This is a genomic window from Candidatus Oscillochloris fontis (genome assembly GCF_004138135.1).
Lineage (GTDB): Bacteria > Chloroflexota > Chloroflexia > Chloroflexales > Chloroflexaceae > Oscillochloris > Oscillochloris fontis.
Genome location: NZ_RYFD01000002.1, coordinates 200,715 through 221,944, shown reverse-complemented (window position 1 = coordinate 221,944; position 21,230 = coordinate 200,715). Strand labels below are relative to the sequence as shown.

Genomic DNA, 21,230 nt, shown 5'->3' with positions numbered 1-21,230 from the left:
CGCTACGGGCGACGCAAGGAGCATGATCTGGCACGAAAGACCGTCTTTATCCGTACATACGTACTGCGTAAGGTGAGTTATTCATGCTCCACCTGCGTTACCGTTGGGGATAATGACTAGTGTCGAGTATGATCAGATTGAACTCGATCTCTGTCATGGTGATACGTTGGTCTTTTATACCGATGGAATCGTTGAAGCTCATAACCACTCCCATGAACTCTTTGGTTTTGATCGTTTAGAGGCACTTGTTGCTACCTGGGGCCACCTCGAACCAAACGATCTGATTGACCATATCCTGAGTGAGGTTGATCGTTTTGCAGAGGGTGCCCCCACCCACGATGATATGACGATAGTGGTGGTGCGGGTGCATTAATCGTGCAAAGTCCTTGGGGCTATGCCCCCGTAACTGTTCACGCTACCCCGAACATCAAGATTTTGACGCGAAGACGCAAAGGCGCAAAGCCTGCAACAAAACCTTTGCGTCTTCGCGCCTTTGCGTCAACCTGTCGTTTTGGGTAGGAGTGGCAATCCGTTTACCCCCATCGTGAACGGATACATGCCCCCAAACCCCCACCGGAGGTGACTTTGCACACACCCTGAAGATTTAATGTATTGCCCTTGACGAGTATAACGCAGCGTGTTATACTCTCTGTATGACGCACTGCGTTATACTTGTACACCACTCCATCATGCTATGATACTACCGTAGGCGTGGTGCTGCCTACATATTGCTTTCCCAAACCTACCATACAGGAGGATGACCATGACCAGCGTTGAAGAGATCGAGGTCAACGTCCGCCAGGTTGACGAGCCGAACACAATAGCCGCCAACAGCACCCAGATGGTTGAGGTGATTCGTAAGCTGATTCTGGCGGGTGTGGGCGCATTGGCACTCAGCCGTGATGAAGCCGAGGAATTCATCAATCGGCTCGTGGAGCGCGGCGAGATCGCTCAGAAGGATGCCCAGAACCTCATTGATGAGACCGTGGAGCGTCTGCGTAAGACTGCCCAACCCCAGACCAGCCAGATCCAGAGTGGGGTTACCACTATTGGTAGCCAGATCGAGAATAACTTGGAGCACTTCCTCAATCGGCTCAATATTCCCTCCAAGCGCGACATTGACGATCTGAGCGCTAAGATTGCCCACCTCGCCGGGCGGGTTGATGAGCTACGCCGCGTTCAGGATGCCCCGACACCTAAGGGCAAGGCTGCCCCTAAGGCCGAAGAGTAGCGGCTACGATTACTCAATATCCGAACTACAGCAACCAAAGCCTGGCTGAGCAATCAGCTAGGCTTTGACGGCATTGTAGATGGTGATAAAAATTCCCCCCAGACGCCCAACGCAGTGTGTTATACTACGCAACACACCCGCATCCCAACCTATCATCACGAGGGCGTATGCATATCATCAAAAAGTACGCCAATCGCAAGCTCTACCACACCAACCGCAAACAGTACATCACCCTTGATGGGATTGCCAAGTTGGTGCAGGATGACGAGGCCGTACAGATCCTCGACAATGAGACTGGCGAAAATATTACTTCTAGCATCCTGGCTCAGGTGGTGCTTCAGTCGCGTGGGCGCAGTATTCCCCAACTTCCAGCAACCTTCCTTACGGGGATGATCCAGCTTGGTGGCGATACTATCGCTAGCCTCCGCCAAACCCTCTTCACCTCGCTGGGCGGAAATGATCTGATCGAAGCGGAGATTGGCCGCCGTCTCGATACGCTGATCGAGCGTGATGAGATCACTGCCGATGAGAGTGTCCGTTGGCGACAACTGCTGTTGCGCCATGAGTTCGCTGAATCTTCACGTGCTCATATTGAGAGCCGCGAGATGAGTGTGCCTAGCCATAACGATGTTGTGCGGCTCCATGCTCAGGTTGATGCCTTGGCGGAGATTGTGGATCAATTACTGAAGAAGAAGTAGGCGGGACGTACAAAGGAGCACCCATGCAACGGAGCAAATTCGCACTGGTTCTGGCCGGCGGCGGAGTGACGGGTGCCGCATATGAGATCGGTGCGCTGTGTGCGATTGACCAGTTCCTGGAGCAGAAGACGGTCAATGAGTTTGATAGTTATGTCGGAACTAGCGCGGGAGCGTTGGTGAGTGCATGTCTGGCCAATAATATCTCGCCACGTACCTTGCTCTCGGTGTTGGATAGCTCTACGTTGGGGATCGATCAGCTCGAACCACACCATCTCTTCGCATTCAATTTTCCCTCGATCTTCACCCGCCTGCAATATCTCCCCTTTGGTATGACGGGCATGATGAGCCAGTTCTTCACTGGGAAGGGCTTCTCGCTCTTGGAGATGTTGGAGCACTTCGCACCGATTTTGCCAAGTGGTATCTATGATGGTCGCGCTCTGGAACGCTATGTCCGCGCAGCTTTGGAGATGCCGGGGCGTACTAATCATTTCCACGAACTAGAACGTGAATTGGCGATTATTGCGACCGATCTGGATACTGGAGATCGGGCGATCTTTGGCCATGGCCACCTCGCTGGTATTCCTATCTCTGAGGCGGTGTCGGCTTCGGCGGCCATCCCCTTCTTCTATCGCCCTGTCCGTATTAACGGCCACGATTATATTGATGGCGGGATTCGTGGTACGGTAAGCCTGGATGTGGCGATTGAGGCTGGGGCCGAATTGATTGTCTGTATTAACCCGCTGGTGCCCTTCGACAATAGTGACCACGAACCCGGCCATGCGATCAATGATCAGGGTCTTCTCCAGATTGGCCATCAGGTCTTCCGTACCTTCATCCACGCCGGGTTGCACTACCATATTAAGCAGATCCGCCGTCGCCACCCCAAGGTGGATATTATCCTGATTGAACCTAGCCGTAATGACCGGCTGATGTTCCGGGATAGTGCGATGAATTACCATTCGCGTACCGAGATCGCCCGCCATGCCTTTGAGACGGTCTCGACCCATCTCCAGCAGCATTTCGATCACTATCGCCACCTGCTCGGCACCCATGGTATAAAGATTAATGATGAGCGTATCCGCCAGGATCTGATCGAACTCGAAAAGTATGGCGATGATGTCGCTGCGGTGCGCTCAATTATGATGGGTGATGGTGCGCTGAGCCAGACACCACCCGATTTGGCTCATTCGCTCGCCGAACTTGAGCGTGTGATTGGGCGTATGGATGAGGGGCAGAGCTAATCTTGCGCCATCCATAGGGCCACCGAAGGTTGTTGATGCGCGTCTCTTTTCGCACACTTGGATGTCTCGTTGCGCTGCTCGCAACACTTCTTGCCGCCAGCTTTGCGCCGGTTGCACCACGACCGGCGCTGGCCGCAACCACGCCCCTTACCAGTAGCCCCACTGCGATTACGGCTAGTGTGAGCCTGACTAGCAGAACCTCAATCACTCTCAGTATCCAGAATACTGGCGCAACCACGCTTAGCCCGCAGATCTACGAGGCACTTGACGAAGCCGCAGGAGCTCGTCTCAATGCGGTTATTCCGGCAGAACTGGCCGCTGTGCCACTCCCCGATCAGGCACAACGGGTTGACCCTGAACTCAGTGCTGCTTTCGCCGCTGATCCGCAAGCTACCACGACCATGCTGGTCTTTCTCCGTGACCAAGCGCCGTTAAGTGCGGCTTATGGCCTGCGCGATTGGCGCGAGCGTGGTGCGTATGTCTACCAAACCCTCAGCGCCCATGCCGAGCGTACTCAGGCCGGGTTGCGGGCAATGCTCAAGGCGCGCCGGCTGAATTTCACCCCGCTCTGGATCGTGAATGCGATTGCGGTGGAGGGCAATGCCCAGGATCTGGCGGCGATTGCGGCGCGTAGTGAGGTGGCGCTGCTCCAGGCTAACCACCTGATGAGCCTCGAAACGAGTACCCTAGCCGATACCAGTAACTGCCTGCCCGACGCGGCCAACACATGCTGGAACCTCGTGCAAGTCGGTGCGGATCGGGTCTGGAATGAGATCGGGGTGCGCGGAACGGGGATTACCGTGGCCAATATTGATAGCGGGGTGACCTATACCCACCCGGCGCTGTACGGAGCCTACCGGGGTAATACGGGTAGTGGGGTGAACCACAACTACAACTGGTTTGACCCCTTTGGTAACAGCCCTAACCCGGTCGATTCGGGCAATCATGGCACGCATACGATGGGCACAATGGTTGCCAACGCAGATGCCAGCAACCCAGCGGTGGGTGTGGCTCCAGGAGCCACCTGGATCTCGGCGCGTGCATGTGGGACTACCTACTGTTCAAACGAGGATCTGATCGAAGCGGCGCAGTGGATGCTGGCCCCTACCGATCTGAATGGCCAAAACCCGCGCCCCGATCTGCGCCCGCAGATCATCAACAACTCGTGGAGTTCGGGGGTCGGGAATGATAACTGGTACAGTGGCTATGTGGCTGCGTGGCGCGCTGCGGGTATCTTCCCGGTCTTTGCGGCGGGGAATATTGACGGCGGCAATACTACCTGCTCAACCGTACATTCCCCCGGCGATTATGCCCAGGTGGTGGGGGTCGGTGCGGTAACCCAGAGCGATCAGTTGGCCTACTTTAGCCGGATCGGGCCGAGTCATGATGGCCGCCTCAAGCCTGACCTGACCGCGCCGGGGCAGAATATTGTCTCGACGATGTCCAATCTGAGCTATGATTCGATGAATGGAACCTCGATGGCCGCCCCGCATGTGGCCGGAGCAGTGGCGCTGCTCTGGTCGGCCAACCCCAGCCTGATCGGGGATTATGCGGCTACCTACCAACTCCTGACCCAGAACGCGGTGCCGATCAGCAGCGATAGCAGCTTTGATGGCAGCAACTTCAGCCTGTGCCATGTCAGCAGCAGTCCCAACAATGTGTATGGTTATGGGCGGCTCGATGCGTATGCGGCCACACTGGCGGCGCAGGTGGATGTGCCCTGGCTGAGTGTGCCGAGTTCCACCCTGAACAGTCTGGCATCAGGAACCAGCACCGATCTGGAGGTGACGATTGATGGAGCCAAGTTGCCTGGCCCCGGCACCTACACGGCGCAGATCCTTGTCCACAGTAGCGATCTGACCCTTAGCCCGCTGGTGATCCCGATGAGTGTGACGGTAGCCAACGATCCCGGCTATGCCACCCTGAGTGGCCAAATTACCCGTGCGGATGATGGTACACCCCTGGTTGGAACGGTCGAGGTCGTCGGGGGCGCATTGGTCAAGACCGACGCGAACGGCAACTACACGCTGATCGTCCCGGTGGCGGCGAGCATCCAACTGCGAGGCAGTGCGCGCTACTATGCGTCCCAAACGGTGAGTCTGAATCTTGAAGCCGGGGCAGTGCGCAGCCAGAACTTCGCGCTCGTGCTGGATGAACCGCGCCTCACTGCCGGTCCGCAGCTTCAGACTGCAAGCGTGGCCTTGGGGGAACCCCCAACCATCAACCTCAACCTGAGCAACGCGGGCAGCCAACCGCTCACCTACAGCGCGACGATTCCCACAACCCAGTACGGGGTGTGGCGCAGCACCCAGAGCGATGGGCCGAGTGCGGGGTGGATTGTGCCGCCAGACGATGCTGTTCCATTGACGCTGTATGATGATAGTTCGAGTGGCATGATTAACCTGGATTTCACCTTCACCTTCTTTGGCCAAAGCTACACCAGCGTGGCGATCAGTGCCAATGGAGTGTTGAGTTTTAGTGAACTGGGTAGTCCTTCTGGCCCGATTACGCAATGCCCACCGATCAGTGAGACCAGCAGTGCTGCCATCTTCCCACTGCACCTCGATCTCAATCCTGGCCAGGGCGGTACAGTGAGCTATGCGCGGATCAGTGAGGGCTTTCTGGTGAGTTGGGAAGCAGTGCCGATCTTCAACCGAGCAACTGCGCCGCTCACCTTCCAGGTGTTGCTGCACCGCGATGGGCGGGTGATCTTTAATTACCAGCAGGTTGATGGTATCCAAAAAGATGACCTCGCCAGTGTGGGGATACAGCAGAATAGCAGCACTGTCCAGTCGTTAGGCTGTGGCAGCGGGCTGAGTCTGGGCAGTGGCCAGACAATAGAACTACGCCCGCAACCTTCAACTGCGCTCTGGGCCAGCCTGACGGGCAACACCACCGGCAGCATTCCCGCCGGGGGCAGTGTGAATATCCCGCTGCGCCTAGTGTGGATGCGGAATTTGAGCGGATGGCCGCTCAGTGCCGACGTGCTGGTGACGAGTAATGATCGCGTGACACCCAGCACTACGCTGACGGTGCGGATGGAGACGCTGCCAGCCGTGAGTACGATCTACCTCCTGGTGGTGTTTCGGTAATTGGTGGTGTTTTGGTGGCTTCGCCACCAAAACACCACCAATAAAGATTTTCGGAGGTGGCTTCGCCGCCCCCGAACCCCCACCATGGGGTACAATACCTGCATCAAGTAGGGGCGAAGCATCACCCAGCAATGTGGCTGAGGTGAAGAGCATCACATGGAGGGCGATGCTTCGCCCCTACAGTTGGTTGTGTCACACCTGTCCATGAGGTACCCATGAAACTCTCGCCCGAAAAGATCGAAGCCCTTGCCGACGCTCTGGTTGATCACCTCGCCGAAGTTGACGGCGTGCTCTTCCAGGCTAGTGACAGTGATCTGCGGCTTGCGATTAAAGAGATCGTGACTGATGAACTGATGGTTGAGGAACGTTTGGATGCCGAAGTCCACAAGATGTTGCAAGCCTACAAATATGAGATCACGATGGGCCGTCTGAACTATGACGATCTGTATCGTAAGACCCGCGCCCGTCTGATCGCGGAACGCCGGATTATTCTATGAACCTCGCGATTATTGCCAGCCCCACCGAGCGTACCACTGCCGCCACCGATGCGTTGATCAGCGTGGTGGCGCTGGGCTACGCGGCCAAACTGCTCGGCTACCGCCAGCAATCCCCGTGGAAGGTGGGGGTGTGGGCGGGGTCGTTCGGAACTCTCGGTTTCTCTGGATTCCTCGGTGCGGTTGTGCATGGCTTCGAGATGCCCGACGAGCGCCGGGTTGCGCTCTGGAAGCCGCTCAATCTCACCCTGGGGGGGACGGTGGCGCTCTTTGCGACCGGGGCACTCGGCGATCTGGCCGGGGAGCGCGTGGCGCGGCGGGCGCTGCCGGGCTTGTTGCTGAGTGCGCTGGGTTTCTTTCTGCTCACGCAGCGCCTCCAGCGCGGTTTTCTCCTCTTTATCATCTATGAGGCGCTGGCGATGCTCTTTGCGCTGGGGGCGTATGTGCGCTTGGCCCAGGCGGGGCAACTCGCTGGTGCTCAGCAGATGGCGGCGGGGGTGCTGATCTCGATCATCGCCGCTGCGATCCAGTCGAGCAATCTTGAACTCACCGTCTTGGGCATCCCCCTCGACCATAACGGCCTCTTCCACATTGTCCAACTCGCGGGCCTGCCACTCTTGGCGGCGGGGTTGCGGGCCGGGCTTGATGCCTGATCAACAGGCTTCCCTAGAAGGCGGCGCTCTATGAATACGCTCCCCTCTGAGACCTACGATTATGTGATTATCGGATCGGGGTTTGGTGGCAGTGTTTCGGCGATGCGGCTGAGTGAGAAGGGCTACCGCGTGCTGGTGTTGGAGCGCGGTCAGCGCTTCCATGACGACCAGTACCCGCGCACCAATTGGAATATCTGGCGCTATCTCTGGTTGCCCCAAGCGCGCTGCTTTGGCATCTTGCAGATCATTCCGTTTCGCAATGTGGTGGTGCTGCGTGGCTGTGGCGTGGGCGGCGGCAGCCTCGGCTATGCCAATGTGCTGATGGTGCCCACCGACGAGATGTTTGCGGCGCCCGCGTGGCACCACCTCGCCGATTGGAAGGCGCTGCTGGCACCCCACTACGCAACCGCCAAGCGTATGCTGGGGGTTGCGACCAATCCGCGTCAGTGGCCCGCCGATCAGGTGTTGCGCGAGATTGCCGCCGAGTTGGGCCAGGAGGCCACCGCCCACCCAACTGAGACGGGGGTCTTTTTTGGCGAACCGGGCGTTACCGTGCGCGACCCCTACTTTGATGGGTCTGGCCCGGCACGGGCGGGTTGCCGCCACTGTGGGGGTTGTATGGTGGGCTGCCGCTACAATGCGAAGAACACCTTGCCCAAGAACTATCTCTACTTTGCCGAACACTTGGGGGCCGAGGTACGCCCCGATGCCGAGGTGCGCGACATCCGCCCACTGCCTCCCGGCCAAGCCGATGCGGCGCGCTACGAGGTGCTCTATCGCCGCCCCACCGCGTGGCGGCCCGAACCGCTTCAGCGCGTGCGGGCGCGCAATGTGATCGTGTCGGGGGGGACGGTGGGTACACTGCGGCTGCTCTTCCGCTGTCGTGACATTACCCGTTCCCTCCCCAACATCTCGCCGCGCCTGGGCGATATTGTGCGTACCAACAGCGAATCGCTGCTGGGGGTGGTGAGCCGCTCGCGCAAAACCGACTACTCCGAGGGCGTGGCGATCACCTCGATCTTCTACGCCGACCCGGTGACGACGGTGGAGCCGGTGCGCTACCCGGCAGGCTCGGATCTGATCCGCTTCCTGAGTGGCCCGTTGATCGAATCGAACAGCCTCACTAGCCGCCTGCGCCAATCGCTGACGCGAATCTTCCAGCACCCGCTCGACTTCCTGCGCACCCATGTGGTGCCCGGTTGGGCCAAGCGTACCACCATTATGCTGGTGATGCAGACCGAAGATAACCAGATCCAGATGCGGGTGAAGCGCACCCCCTTGACCCTCTGGCGGCGCGGGATGGTCACTGAACCCGACCCGGAGAACCCCATTCCCAGCCACATCCCGATTGGGCATCATGTCACCCAGCGCTTTGCCGAGAAGATTGGCGGTATCCCATCGGCAAGTGTGAACGAGTCGCTCTTCAATATTCCCATGACCGCGCACATTTTGGGCGGCTGCCCGTTTGGGCTGAGCCGCGCCGAGGGGGTGGTTGATCTGGACTGCCAGGTGCATGGTTACCCCGGCCTCTACGTGGTGGACGGCGCGATTGTCCCGGCCAACCCCGGTGTTAACCCCAGCCTGACGATCACGGCGTTAGCCGAGTATGCGATGAGTCGGGTGGGGGAGAAGGAGGAAAAAGAGGCATGAGCGCTGAACCACGCGCATATATCAGTGAAGCGGCCTACCTGGAGCAAGAACGGCACAGCCCGATAAAACACGAGTATTATGCTGGCCAGATCTATGCCATGACGGGAGCCAAAGAGGCGCATAACCTGATCGCCAGCAACATCATCGCCACCTTGCATGGCCAACTGCGCCACAAACCGTGCCGCGTCTACCCCAGTGATATGCGCGTCAAAGTCCTCGCAACCGGGCTACACACCTATCCTGACGTGGTGGTAGTCTGTGGGCAACCCGAATTTGTTGACGAGAAGCGTGATACGCTGACGAATCCTAGCGTTATTGTCGAGATCTTGTCGCCCTCAACCGAACGCTATGACCGTGGGATCAAGTTTCGGCACTACCGGGCGATAGAGTCACTGCACGACTACATCCTCATTGCCCAGGATCGACCGTGGATTGAGCACTATGTACGGCAACCAAACGGCCAATGGCTGTTAGAGGAAGCCAGTGGATTACATGGCAGCATCCAGATTGATTCGCTTGGTTGTCGCCTCACGCTTGCGGATAGCTACGAGAAGGTGGATCTGAGATCTGATGATCTGACGCTTGACGAGTAGGGGCGATCCTGTGGTTAAGCGTCGTATTGCGCCCTGGTTGTTGACCGCAGAGGACGCAAAGGAACGCAGAGGAAGAACCAGAGGTAGCGCAAAACCCATCCCTCTGCGTACCTCTGTGTCCTCTACGGTTGATAGGCGAACACCTATGCGTCCTGCGCCCCTACTGCTGCATCATCCCCACCCGGCTCACCCGCACCCGCCCGGCATCCTCCACCTCCACCACCACCTCGTTGCGTCCCGCCGGGAGATCCAGGACGACCCGAATCGGCTGCGGGCCAGCCGTGAGATTCTGGTGGAGCATGGTTTCTTCCCCCAACAGCAGGCGGAGGCTCCCCGTCTGTTCGGCCTCCAGATCAATCTGCAACGCGACGCGACGCGGCTTGGCGCTATAGATCACCAGGATCGCCCGATCCTGCGCGATCCAGCGCACCGTCTGATCACCGTGCGTCTCCGGCGCACTCCACCCCGCCCCAATGCCCACAAAGGGCTGCGGGTCGGCGGGAGTGGCCACGCGGTAGGTCAGCACCGCACCCGCCGGGGGCTGGTCACCTAGCACGAAACTGCGGCGCAGGCCACTCGCACGACTAGCATCTGATGTCTGTACCTCAGCAACCTCTTGTCGCGGTTCGGCACCACACGCCGCCGCACTGGCAATCATCTGCATCTCTGGCAGACGTAGAGCACCGCCTGCCGAATGGAGCATGAGATAGCGAATGTTGAAGTAACTGAAGACACTAGGGGCGATAGTGGTCATATCCTGATCTACAATGTCCGGTGCGGGTCGTGCATAGGCTAGGATGCGGATGATTGGCAATTCATCCATGATGGTATAGGGCATGCGCCGCGACGTATAACCGCCTACCAGCGGCTTTTCATGCACGATTTGATACAGCATGTAGAAGGGGCTGGTGGTGTAGTAGAAGGGTGCTTCGAGGATCGCGGCATCGTCGGGTTCAGTCGCCAGTTCCTGGTAGATCGTGGGGATATAGATGCCGATCATCGGGAAGGGCAGGGTGAGGTTGTCGAGGATCAGCAGCAGAACGATGAGGCCAGTGGCCCATTGGCTGCGCTTTGCCAACAGGTGCTGCGCTCCATATGCCGCCAACATCGCCAGTGCCAACATCGCCAGTGCCATAAAGCGCATCGGGTAGCGGAAGATATTCACCAGCGGTAGCTCGAAGAGGATACTACTTGGCATCGGGATGCCACTCTGCCAACCGGCCACCTGAAAGACCGGCCCCATCGCCAGCATGATAAACAGAATTACACTGATCACCCAGAAGCGGCTTTCGCGCCTGCGCAGGCCAAAAACGGCCAACCCACAGGCCACAAGCCCCAAGTAGGCGGTCTTATTTTGGATGTGGGTGTCAGACTTGTAGGCTTGGGCCTGCTCGGCCAACACGCCCCAGAGCGGGTGGAGTTGGCTGGGGATGACCAGATCGGCCAGATCCACCGATTGTTCACGGCGGAAATCGGGGCCGCCCTCGGTGGAGGCGGTGGGAGTCACCTTGGCTGCCTGAGCGGTAGCGACAATCAGGGGCGAGGTGAGCAGCAGCGCCACCAGCACCGCACCCACTACGGGCAAGGCGGGGCGCATACGTGGCCACAGGCCAGCCGCGATCTGCCCCGGCATGATCAGCAACCAGAGGCAGTACCAGGCCGCCCAGATCAGCGCGAAGAGGTAGTACTGCCAGTCCGAGAGTAGATTGAGCGCCAGTGCGGCCCCAGCGAGGCCAATCATCCACCACGACGGACGGCGATAGGCCAGGCGTAGCAACAGGACAGCCAAGGGCAGTGGCCATGCTGCGGTCATGTGGGTATGCCCGCCCACCACCTGCGAGAGCAGGTAGCCACTACTGGCAAAGACCACCCCACCAATGATCGCCGCCCGTCGCTCCTCGGTCACATCCTGGGCCAGCAGGTAGCTGATAAAGCCACTCAGGGTCAGATTGAGCAGAATCGCAAAGTTGTAGGCAGCGGTCAGGCCAAAAAAGAAATGTACCGGCAGACTGGTGAGGAAGTTGATCGGATTGAGGGTTTGTAGTAGCAGCGTCGTGCCCTGGGGATGGTAGAGCATGGGGGTAAAGTAGGGGTTGACCCACGCCTTGAGCGCAGTTCGCAGCCACCACATATTCCACATATTCTGCCAACTATCGTAGCCATTGCCAGGGACAGCCGTAGTGAGATAGAGCGCCGCTGGCCAGGTGAGGAAGATCGCCAATCCGGCATAGAGGGCCAGAATAGCCAGTAGTGCGCGTACATGACGCATGCGAGACTCCGTGCGAGAAGCTACAGTTGCACCCGTAGCAACTTAAGCGGTTTACCCAAGAAAGAACGGATCAGACGGCGGGTACGTTCCGGCGACTCAAACTGTGGCCAGTGGCCAGCGCGGGGGAGCACCTGCAACTCAGCACCACCGAGGAGATCATCTACCAGACTCGCATCGCGCAGGGGGACGGTGTTATCCTCCATGCCCCAGATCACCAGGGAGGGCGTGGTGACAAGACTAAGCTTCTCGCTCAGATCATTGGCGCGCATTGCCCAGAAGCATTCGGCGCGTACTCGCCCCTGCCCAGCGCGACGTGCATCGGCACGCAGGCGGATGTAGTCCTGTTCGCTGATCATGGTGCGATCCGCAAAGGATGCCGGGCGCATCAGGCGGTCGGTGGCACGCAACATATAGGGTTCGAGCATCGAAACCACCCGGTTGGCCAATGGGAAGCGTTCGAGCATCGTGATCGGCGAGATGAAGACATTGATCCAGAACGAGAGTTTCCCGCTGATAGTTGGGCAGATCAGCACCATGCGCTCGATCAGTGGGGTGTGGCGGAGTGCCATCGTCACGCTGATCATCCCGCCCATCGAGTGGCCAATCAGGATGACCTGCTGGTTGGGGCTGATCTGTTTGATCAGTTGGGCCAGCAGATCGACATAGGCGATGATCGTGGCGCGCTGGCGCAGCGGTGGCGAATCGCCGTAGCCGGGGAGATCCACCACCACACAACGGTTACGCTCACTCAACACCGGCAGCAGCGGCGAGAGCGCATACCAACTACTCGACCAGCCATGAATCAGGATGATAGTTTGGCGTCCGGGTGGCCCCTGCTCACGCACATGGATCTCCTGACCTGCCACGGTGTAGACGCGCTTCTGCAACTCTTGGCCCTTATCGCCCTTATCACCGCGCCGTGCCGCGCCACCTTCGCCCACATCTGCGCCGCCGCGAAGTTGCTGCGCCCGTGATTGCAGTTGGCCGAAGTAGCTCGATTGGGTAATCTGTTCAACTTCACGCTGCTTCTTCACCTGATCGATCTCGATGCGCAGTTCGTTGATCTCCTGGCGCAGTTGTTGTTCGCGGGTATAGGCAGTCAGCGCCGCTGCCGCCAGACGACCCAGCGATTGCACCATCTGAACCGCAATCTCATCAAAGGCGATCACCACACCATGCTCATCCTGGGCATTGATCAGTTGCAGGACGCCAATCACATAGCCGGAACCATCCTTGAGCGGCATACTCAACATCGAAATCGAGCGATAGCCGGTGCGACGATCAAAATCGTGCGTCCCAGAGAGATCAAAATCAACCGCCCCATACGCATCGGGGATCTGGATCGGCTCACCACTCAGGGTTGTTTCGACCACCACATAATTGCGTTGGGCTTGGCCCGAATGCTCATCGTATAAGCGCAGCGGCGGGTAGGGAATATCCTTGCCACTCACCCCACCCATCGCAATATTGAGCGAACGAGTCCGCACGATCATAAAGCGCAGCTTCTCATCCTCGGTGCGCAGATAGAGGGTTGCACCATCGGCATTGCAGAGTTTCTGCGCCTCGGTGACGATCCGTTCCAAGAGGTGATTAAAGTCTTTCTCGGTTGAGAGCGCGACACCAATCGGAATGACCACATGCAGCAGTTCATCGGCGCGCTGTTTCTCGCGCTGAATACGGCGCAGATACTCCACCTCGCGCTGGTAGACCTGGCGCTTAAAGAGGCATGCGCCAATCCGCGCCTTCAACAAGACCTGATCGGCTGGCTTGGGCAGGTAGTCATCGGCACCTAGCTCTATCGCCTGCACTACACTGGCCATATCGTCGAGTGCCGAGAGCACAATCACCGGCACATGGCGCATGTCGGTATCCTTGCGCATGGCTCGCAGTACCGCATAGCCATCCAAGCCCGGCATCATAATATCGAGCAACACCAGATCAAAACTGGTTGAATGTAGGGCATCAAGCGCCGGATAGCCATCATCAACCTGGGTCACTTCGTAGCCCATGCGCTCCAGGCGCCGCGAAAGCATCTCGCGGTTCATATCATTATCATCAACCAGCAGTAGGTGGCCACGCAGATCCGCCCCTTGAGCCTGCACATCATCAGATAGTGAGGGGGTAAAGCCCGAAGAGTCACTCGCCGGGAGGCCGCCCGACGAGATCTGATCGAGTTGGCTCACCGCCCCCATAATCTTGGCCAGATCATGCGCAAACTGGGTCTGTCCTGCATGCTGGGCAACACTGATGAGTCGGGTACAGATCGCGGAGATGGTGAGGAGTGAGGGTGCAATCCGTTGGTGCAAAGCGATAAAATCGGCTTCGCACATAATCACATCATCCTTGGAGAGCATCTCTGTCACTGCGGCAAGGATTTGCCGCCCGGCGGTGATCGCCTGTTTGAGCGGGGCATAATCTTGCTCTACGTCCAAATCGCTCGCTTCTTCCAACAACATCTCACTAAAACCAATGATATGGTTCACTGGCGTGCGCAACTCATGGCGAATAGTCTGCATCGCTGCGGCGGGGTGTTCAGTGCTCGGATTGGACGGGTTGAGCGGCGTATCCATGCGTAGTCCCCCGGTTGTATGGTTGGCCGAATTATCACAAGTAGGGGCGAAGCATCGCCCGCCAACCTAGATCGTATCCCCATGCCACATTGGGGGCGATGCTTCGCCCCTACAAAGATGATACTCGATCATTGATGCGTTGGGGTAAAAGGAACAACGCGAATCCGAGTAACCCGGTCAAACTAGTGGCAATCGTAAAGGCGTAGGCTTGAGGAACCGCATAGGTAAGGGGTGGAAAGTAGCCTAACCCGTAGTCTATTGCGACGGAGGCCAGGAACCATGCCACTACACCTAGGCGTTGGAGCAGGGGGATCGGCGTCATCTGACGGGCAAGCAGGATGCCTTCACACGTCAGGCCGATGTGAGAGACAAAGAGCATCATCTCCATCAGCACTTCGGGATCAGCGAAGCCCGCCACACTCCAATGCTTCCCCCAAAAGAAGAGTGTCCAGAGGCCATACTTGATCGAACTAAAGGCGGCGAAGGCAGTAAACCAGCCCGGAGCGCGGCCAAAGCGCAGCCAGATGAACGCCAGCGTCGCCCAGAGCGCCGCCTCCGGGCAATCGGGGATGAAGGGCCACGCCCACAGCGGCGATTCGAGCATCATCGGGCCATACCAGACCACCCCGCCCCATACCACACCCACCACATTCACTAACATACAGAACCAGAACAGGTAGCGGTTCTTGGTGATCAGAGCATAGATCCAGTCAATCAGACGCAACATAGCCATACCTACACAAAACAAAGACATTGACGCAAAGGCGCGAAGACGCAAAGAATATTATAAAACCTTTGCGCCTTTGCGCCTTTGCGCCTTTGCGTCAAGATGCAACTAGCGAATCCGACGAATCGGCACCCCACCCACCAACGCCCCTGGTGGTACATCCCGATTCACGAGGCTCATCGTCGAGACCGTCGCCCCATCGCCGATGATCACCCCCGGCAGGATCGTACAATTCGCACCGATGGTCACATCCCGCCCGATCACCACCGGGCCACGCCGCCACTCAGTGCGGGTTACCTCGTGGCACAGGATCGTCGTATTGTACCCGATTACACAATTCTCCCCCAGCGTAATGTCTTGGGGGAAGAAGATGTCGAGCATGACCATAAGTGCAACACTACTATGCGCCCCAACGCGCATACCCAGTGCGCGGTAGAGCGGATGCTTGAGCGGCAGGAAGGGGATGTAGCGCGCCAATTGGATCAGCGCGGCATTACGGGCAACCCGCACATACCCGCCGGTGTAGTGCGCATAGTACCAGAGCGCATTGTGTGGCCCTGGGGAAGGAGCAATATGCAGGCGCGCCTTGCGCTCTGCACTGCTGCCCAGGCCATTGGGAGAGATGGAGTTCATGCGGTCAACAATCCTCCAAGATCGTGGTCATCTGGAGGCTATTGTACACCATCCATCCTCCTCACCCCATCAGCCGCACTACTGCCGCCACCCCCATCGTCACTACGATCCCCAAGCCCAACGGCAAGAGGGTCGCCAAGGCCGTCCACTTCAAACTCTTGGTCTCGTTCCAGATCGTCAGGATGGTGGTGCTACACGGGTTATGTAGCAGGCTGAAGAGCATCAGATTGATGGCGGTGAGGGTCGTCCATCCACCCAACCCGGCCAAGACGGTGGTTAACTGCGCCTCTTCTAGCTCCAACATCACCCCGGCTTGGGCCAACTGCGAGCGCCCCAGGGTCAGGGTGAGCATGAGGATGGTAGGGATGATCAGTTCGTTGGCCGGAATCGCCACGATGTAGGCCAGTAGGATCACCCCGTTCAGCCCCAGTAACCAGCCGACTGGTTCCAGCAGATTGACCAGATGCGCCGCAATACTCAGATCGCCCAGGTTGATATTGCTGATCAGCCAGATCACCGCCCCAGCGGGCGCAGCCATCACCACAGCGCGCCAGAGCACAATCATGGTACGGTCAATCAACGAGGTGTAGATGGTCTGCCAGATGCGCGGCGGGCGATAGGGCGGCAGTTCCAGGCTAAACGTGGATGCCTCGCCCTTCAAGACCGTGCGCGAAAGAATTGCCGAGACAATCAGGGTCGTAAAGACCCCAATGATCGTCACCGTCACCACACTCGCCGCCGCAACGAGGCTGGTCAATCCGGGGGCTGCGGTCGCGCCGATAAAGAGCGTCCCCATCAGGATCAGGGTGGGCCAGCGCCCATTACAGATACTGAAGTTATTGGTAATGATCGCAATCAGCCGCTCACGCGGACTATCAATGATGCGCGTCGCCACCACCCCGGCGGCATTACAGCCCCAACCCATCATCATCGAGAGCGACTGCTTGCCATGCGCCCCTGCCACCATAAACAACCGATCCAGATTGAAGGCCACACGCGGCAAATAGCCGAGATCTTCCAGCAGCGTAAAGAGCGGGAAGAAGATCGCCATGGGCGGCAACATCACACTCACCACCCAGGCTGTTGCCAGATAGACTCCATCAATCAGCAGGCCCGCGAGCCATGCCGGGGCATGCAGCGCCTGCGCAGCGGCATGCAGCCACCCATAGACATGCACCGTGAGTAATTCACCTAACAACGCCGAAGGCACATTCGCCCCGGCAATCGTCAGCCAAAAGACCCCGGTAAGCATCAGCGCCATAATCGGGAAGCCCCAGATCCGACTCGTCACCACCTGGTCAATAGCGCGATCCAGCACAAAGGCGGGGCGTTCGCCATCGCGGGTGACGGCGCGGTCGGCAATCTGGGCCGCATCGGTATAGATCGCCTCGGTGACGCGATCATGCAGCGAGCCACCCACCGCATCGCGATGTTTGGCGGCTTCAGCAAGGAGATGTTCAGTATTCATGGCTATTCCTACGCCAGCGCCATAGTTGGAGCCAGCGCCCCCAGTGTCCCATCGCGCACCGCCTGGGTGATACTCGCATCACCATCAATCAGGCGCAGCGCCACCCAGCGCACATTGGGCAGTCCAGGGAAGGCGGCTTCAATCTGCGGCACCAGTGCCGAGACAGCTTGCTCGACAGAGGGATCGCGCAGCGGCAGCCGGCGCGGGCGGGTCAGATAGGCACCACTAGCCACCTCGGCGATGGCGGCGAGCAGTTCGGGGATACCCTGGCCGCGTCGAGCTGCCATGGGCACCACCGGCACCCCCAGATCGCGGGTCAGGCTGCGCACATCCAGCGTCATCCCGTGGCGCTGCGCCTCATCAATCAGATTAACCGCAATCACCACCCGGTCAGTAATCGCCAACACCTGAAGCGCCAGATTCAGATTGCGCTCCAGGCGAGTCGCATCAAGCACCACCACCGTCACATCGGGCCGCCCAAAGAGCAAAAAATCGCGTGCGACCTCCTCATCGGTACTGGTGGAGAGCAACGAGTAGGTACCAGGCAGATCGAGCAATTTATAGCGCTGATCACGGAAGCGGAAACCACCCTCAGCTCGCGCAACCGTCTTCCCCGACCAGTTGCCGGTATGTTGGCGCAGCCCAGTCAGTGCATTAAAGACGGTACTCTTGCCGGTATTGGGGTTACCCGCCAGCGCGACCACATAGTCATAACCACTGGCATCCACACCCAGCTTCACGAGTTGGGCATTGTTATAGATGGAGCAAGTGGCACAATGAGTCGAAGGCGCAGCAGTTATATTGGGGCTAAGAGTCTGCTCAGTCATAGTACCTCTCCTGTATCCAGAAGGACTTCAATTCGTTGGGCCTGTTCGCGGCGTAGTGCAATGACGGTGTCACGCACCCGATATGCGGTCGGATCGCCCAAGGGGCTACGCACCTCCACACTTATGATCGTACCGGGCAGAATACCCAGATCGATCATGCGCTGGCGCTCCGGGCCAACCCCATGCAGCGTCAGCACCTGAGCACTAGCCCCACGGGGCAGGTCGGCAAGGGTGATTGGTTGCATTGGTCGTGTCTCCATCGGTTTAGCATCAGGCGAAATTTATTTTAGGTATACCTCAAATATAATTGATGTAAGGCTGAATGTCAAGAGGATTTTCAGGATGGGGCAGCGTATCACCCCTACTGTAACCCCTACGAACACAAAAACGCGGAACCCCCTTACGAGGATTCCGCGTCCTAATCTGGTGGAGCGAAGGGGGTTCGAACCCCTGACCTCCTGCGTGCAAAGCAGGCGCTCTCCCAACTGAGCTATCGCCCCAGAAATAGAAAATGCAAAAGCCGAACTGACTTTTGCATTCTTTGGTGGGCGTAGGTGGACTCGAACCACCGACCTCGATCTTATCAGGATCGCGCTCTAACCAACTGAGCTATACGCCCTCACAACGCTGCGGAGTATAGCATAGCCCCCTAGCCTTGTCAAATGTGATCCGTTAAGTAACTGTTCACAGTTCTCCTAGCATTCCGGTTTTGACGCAAAGACGCCAAGGCGCAAAGCCTGCAACAAAATCTTTGCGTCAATCAGAAGCTTCCTTTACCCCAAGTGTGACCAGTTACACCGTTAAGTACAAGGGCATGGGCAACGTTCTTGGGGCGCAGACCCAAGAACGTTGCCCATGCCCTTGTCTCGTTTCCTCCCACCCTTGACGCAGTGCGTTGCCTGCTCTAGAATCGCTGCGAGTATCGGGTTGTCTGGAGATGCGTTTATGGCGAAGCAGCAGATCTCTCTGGCGGGGAAGGTGGCGGTGATTACCGGCAGTACACGCGGGATTGGCCGGGCGATTGCCGAGCGGTATGGGCAGGCTGGAGCACGGGTTGTGATCTCTTCCTCTAAGCCTGAGGCGGTAAATCAGGCGTTGCTTGAGATGCGGGCGCAGGGGATTGTGTGTGAGGGGATGACCTGTGATGTCTCGGATCTGGTGCAGGTGCAGGCGTTAGCCCAACGGGCGATCAGTGTCTTTGGTCAGATTGATATGTGGGTCAATAATGCGGGTATCTCTGGCCCGTTTGGGCCAATACTCGATGTGCCGCCGGAGGAGTGGCGGCGGGTGATCGAGGTCAATGTGCTGGGTACCTACCACGGTTGTATTAGCGTCCTGCCCCATATGATTGAGCGCCGTGAGGGGAAAATTATCAATGTTTCGGGTGGTGGTACCAAGCAGGCGCAACGCTTCTTGGGCGCCTATAGTACCTCCAAGGCGGCGATTGTGCGCCTCACTGATGCCTTCATCCGTGACTACCGCGACCACCCGTATGTCTCGTTCACGATCCTGGTGCCGGGGATGGTGCCCACCGATATGATTAACCAGATTCCGTTGGTGGGTGCGGGCCATGAAGCATCTAAAGATCTGCCGCGTATTATGCGTATTTTTGGTTCAAGCACCGCCGAGACTGCCGATCTGGCCATGCGGGCGGTCTCCCACGAGACTGACGGTGTGAGTGGCAAGGTCTATGAGATTATGACCCGCCGCCGTGTCGTGTGGAATTTGGTGTCGGCCTTTGTGCGCCGCAAGATGTGACCCCAACCTACAAATCTATGGGTACATGAAAAAAGCGCAAGCCACTGGCTTGCGCTTCTTCTGCCGTACCGCATTAACGCTTCGGGCTCATCATCTTGTAGTAGTCGTCGGCCATCCGCTTGGCATCGGAAACCAACTCTTGCCAATTAAGGATCTTTACATCGGGGATCTTGCGCTGGTGCTCAATGAGTACCCAGCCCCATAGCACCGCCTGCCCGATCATCACGAAGACGACGATGCCAATCATGATCCAGCCATCCATGGCTTACCTGCCTTTCGCTGATCTGGTGTTTGACTTATGATACCGCAGGGAAGCGTGATGTGCAACTTGTACTCTGGCTGTTGATTTGCGCTACAATGATCCTGTGTTGCATCATATGTTTTGAAGATGGTATCGCCCGTATGGATCGTGTTGCGTGTTGTATCCTGCTATTACTCGCACTGGTCGCCTGTGCGCCCGGCCAGCCGCCTGCCACCGCCACATCGGTGCCGACGGCGACGCTGCGGCCTACCTCGACGCCCCGGCCTACGGCGACGCTCGTGCCTACCGCTACCCCCGTGCCCACGTTGGCTGCTCGCCCCGATTCTGAGGCCCAGGCGGCCTTGCTGGCGGGGGTGGCAGCATCGGCGGCGGCCCAGCATTACCGCGCTATGGTGCAGATGCTCGGTTATGGCGCGGTGGGGGCGGTGGGCTTGGGCCAACCCCACGAGCCGATGGAAGTGGTCGGGATGCAGGCCGATTTTGCGGGGAATGACTATGCCTTTACGCTCACTGGGGTGATTACGGCCATCTATGGACATGCGAGTGCGGGTGGCTTGCAGGCCCGACGGGTGGCTGGACAGCACTATGTCTATGGCCCGCTGCCGATCATCGGAGCCTTCCAGCCGACGTGGTACCGCCTGCCCGATCAGCGGGTGGCCTTCGCGTCACCTCCGCTCTATCCGGCGGGACTGCTGGCGCTGGTGGCTAATAGTGGGGTTGATCCCTCCGGTTTCGCCCCCGCTGATACCATGCAACTCGATGGCATGACCTGTCATCGTTTTATCAGTGATCGCCCCGCCGCGCTCGCGGTGTTGCGTAGTTTGGGTGCGAGTGGCCTGACGGTGGATACCAATCCGGAGCATATTGATAGTGTCGGTGCGAATCTCTGGGTTTGCCCCGATGGCTACTTGCATCAGGTTGAGATCGCCTTTGCTGGAACGACGCCGGGTGATCCTGCTCAGCCTTTTGATTTCACACTCACGCTGCATATGTATGACTTTACAGCGCCTGTGGATGTGTTAGCGCCCCAACGTGCCATTGATCTCGTGGTGGCACCACGGTAG

The 21,230-nt window shown here is 58.3% G+C and carries 19 protein-coding genes and 2 tRNA genes; 11 read left to right on the top strand and 10 right to left on the bottom strand.

The features are described 5' to 3' along the window. The first annotated feature begins 79 nt into the window (after nt 1-79). From EKD03_RS02055 to EKD03_RS02015, 9 genes are all read left to right on the top strand, one after another. Nucleotides 80-373 carry a PP2C family protein-serine/threonine phosphatase gene (locus EKD03_RS02055; protein ID WP_274542390.1) on the top strand — a complete coding sequence of 98 codons (294 nt, stop codon included), beginning with the start codon at nt 80-82 and terminating at the stop codon, nt 371-373. Between the two features lie 390 nt (nt 374-763). Beyond that, nucleotides 764-1,231 carry a phasin family protein gene (locus EKD03_RS02050; protein ID WP_174842792.1) on the top strand — a complete coding sequence of 156 codons (468 nt, stop codon included), beginning with the start codon at nt 764-766 and terminating at the stop codon, nt 1,229-1,231. Nucleotides 1,232-1,398: 167 nt separating this feature from the next. After that, nucleotides 1,399-1,929 carry a polyhydroxyalkanoate synthesis regulator DNA-binding domain-containing protein gene (locus EKD03_RS02045; RefSeq protein WP_129626772.1) on the top strand — a complete coding sequence of 177 codons (531 nt, stop codon included), beginning with the start codon at nt 1,399-1,401 and terminating at the stop codon, nt 1,927-1,929. Nucleotides 1,930-1,952: 23 nt separating this feature from the next. Beyond that, entirely contained in the window at nt 1,953-3,170 is a 1,218-nt protein-coding gene (locus tag EKD03_RS02040) for a patatin-like phospholipase family protein (protein ID WP_129626770.1), read from the top strand. Between the two features lie 35 nt (nt 3,171-3,205). Continuing rightward, nucleotides 3,206-6,262 carry a S8 family serine peptidase gene (locus EKD03_RS02035; protein ID WP_129626768.1) on the top strand — a complete coding sequence of 1,019 codons (3,057 nt, stop codon included), beginning with the start codon at nt 3,206-3,208 and terminating at the stop codon, nt 6,260-6,262. Nucleotides 6,263-6,477: 215 nt separating this feature from the next. Continuing rightward, nucleotides 6,478-6,759: a DUF507 family protein gene (locus EKD03_RS02030; RefSeq protein WP_129626766.1), complete on the top strand. Its 282-nt coding sequence runs from the start codon at nt 6,478-6,480 to the stop codon at nt 6,757-6,759. Beyond that, the gene (locus tag EKD03_RS02025) at nt 6,756-7,409 is read left to right on the top strand and encodes a DUF6962 family protein (protein WP_129626764.1); all 654 of its coding nucleotides are present in this window, start codon (nt 6,756-6,758) and stop codon (nt 7,407-7,409) included. The genes EKD03_RS02030 and EKD03_RS02025 overlap by 4 nt, the downstream gene beginning before the upstream one ends. A 30-nt stretch (nt 7,410-7,439) precedes the next feature. After that, nucleotides 7,440-9,059, top strand: coding sequence for an FAD-dependent oxidoreductase (locus EKD03_RS02020; protein ID WP_129626762.1), 1,620 nt, complete (start codon nt 7,440-7,442; stop codon nt 9,057-9,059). Continuing rightward, nucleotides 9,056-9,652: a Uma2 family endonuclease gene (locus EKD03_RS02015; protein ID WP_129626760.1), complete on the top strand. Its 597-nt coding sequence runs from the start codon at nt 9,056-9,058 to the stop codon at nt 9,650-9,652. Before EKD03_RS02020 ends, EKD03_RS02015 begins: the two co-directional genes overlap by 4 nt. A gap of 160 nt (nt 9,653-9,812) precedes the next feature. Here EKD03_RS02015 and EKD03_RS02010 read toward each other — a convergent pair whose 3' ends face one another. From EKD03_RS02010 to EKD03_RS01975, 9 genes are all read right to left on the bottom strand, one after another. Continuing rightward, entirely contained in the window at nt 9,813-11,921 is a 2,109-nt protein-coding gene (locus EKD03_RS02010) for a hypothetical protein (protein WP_129626758.1), read from the bottom strand. 20 nt (nt 11,922-11,941) lie between these two features. Beyond that, nucleotides 11,942-14,491 carry an alpha/beta fold hydrolase gene (locus tag EKD03_RS02005; protein ID WP_129626756.1) on the bottom strand — a complete coding sequence of 850 codons (2,550 nt, stop codon included), beginning with the start codon at nt 14,489-14,491 and terminating at the stop codon, nt 11,942-11,944. A gap of 109 nt (nt 14,492-14,600) precedes the next feature. Then, complete coding sequence (locus EKD03_RS02000; protein WP_129626754.1) at nt 14,601-15,218, bottom strand: DUF1405 domain-containing protein; 618 nt, start codon at nt 15,216-15,218, stop codon at nt 14,601-14,603. Nucleotides 15,219-15,326: 108 nt separating this feature from the next. Further along, nucleotides 15,327-15,851, bottom strand: a complete 525-nt coding sequence (locus EKD03_RS01995; protein WP_129626752.1) for an acyltransferase — start codon at nt 15,849-15,851, stop codon at nt 15,327-15,329. A gap of 61 nt (nt 15,852-15,912) precedes the next feature. After that, nucleotides 15,913-17,319 carry a ferrous iron transporter B gene (locus EKD03_RS18605; protein ID WP_174842791.1) on the bottom strand — a complete coding sequence of 469 codons (1,407 nt, stop codon included), beginning with the start codon at nt 17,317-17,319 and terminating at the stop codon, nt 15,913-15,915. Nucleotides 17,320-17,327: 8 nt separating this feature from the next. Then, the gene (locus EKD03_RS18600) at nt 17,328-18,146 is read right to left on the bottom strand and encodes a FeoB small GTPase domain-containing protein (protein ID WP_174842790.1); all 819 of its coding nucleotides are present in this window, start codon (nt 18,144-18,146) and stop codon (nt 17,328-17,330) included. Continuing rightward, the gene (locus EKD03_RS01985; RefSeq protein ID WP_129626750.1) at nt 18,143-18,391 is read right to left on the bottom strand and encodes a FeoA family protein; all 249 of its coding nucleotides are present in this window, start codon (nt 18,389-18,391) and stop codon (nt 18,143-18,145) included. The genes EKD03_RS18600 and EKD03_RS01985 overlap by 4 nt, the downstream gene beginning before the upstream one ends. 179 nt (nt 18,392-18,570) lie before the next feature. Beyond that, nucleotides 18,571-18,646 (bottom strand) — tRNA-Ala (locus EKD03_RS01980). A 42-nt stretch (nt 18,647-18,688) separates the two neighbouring features. Next, nucleotides 18,689-18,765 (bottom strand) — tRNA-Ile (locus EKD03_RS01975). A gap of 326 nt (nt 18,766-19,091) precedes the next feature. On the opposite strand from EKD03_RS01975, the gene EKD03_RS01970 reads away from it, so the two are divergent. Next, nucleotides 19,092-19,904 (top strand): SDR family NAD(P)-dependent oxidoreductase, encoded by an 813-nt coding sequence (locus EKD03_RS01970; RefSeq protein WP_238613330.1) that lies wholly within the window; start codon nt 19,092-19,094, stop codon nt 19,902-19,904. A gap of 73 nt (nt 19,905-19,977) precedes the next feature. On the opposite strand, the gene EKD03_RS01965 is transcribed toward EKD03_RS01970, so the two are convergent. Continuing rightward, a complete protein-coding gene (locus EKD03_RS01965; protein ID WP_129626747.1) occupies nt 19,978-20,166 on the bottom strand; it encodes a hypothetical protein in 189 nt (62 codons plus the stop codon). A gap of 140 nt (nt 20,167-20,306) precedes the next feature. On the opposite strand from EKD03_RS01965, the gene EKD03_RS01960 reads away from it, so the two are divergent. After that, entirely contained in the window at nt 20,307-21,230 is a 924-nt protein-coding gene (locus EKD03_RS01960) for a hypothetical protein (RefSeq protein ID WP_129626745.1), read from the top strand.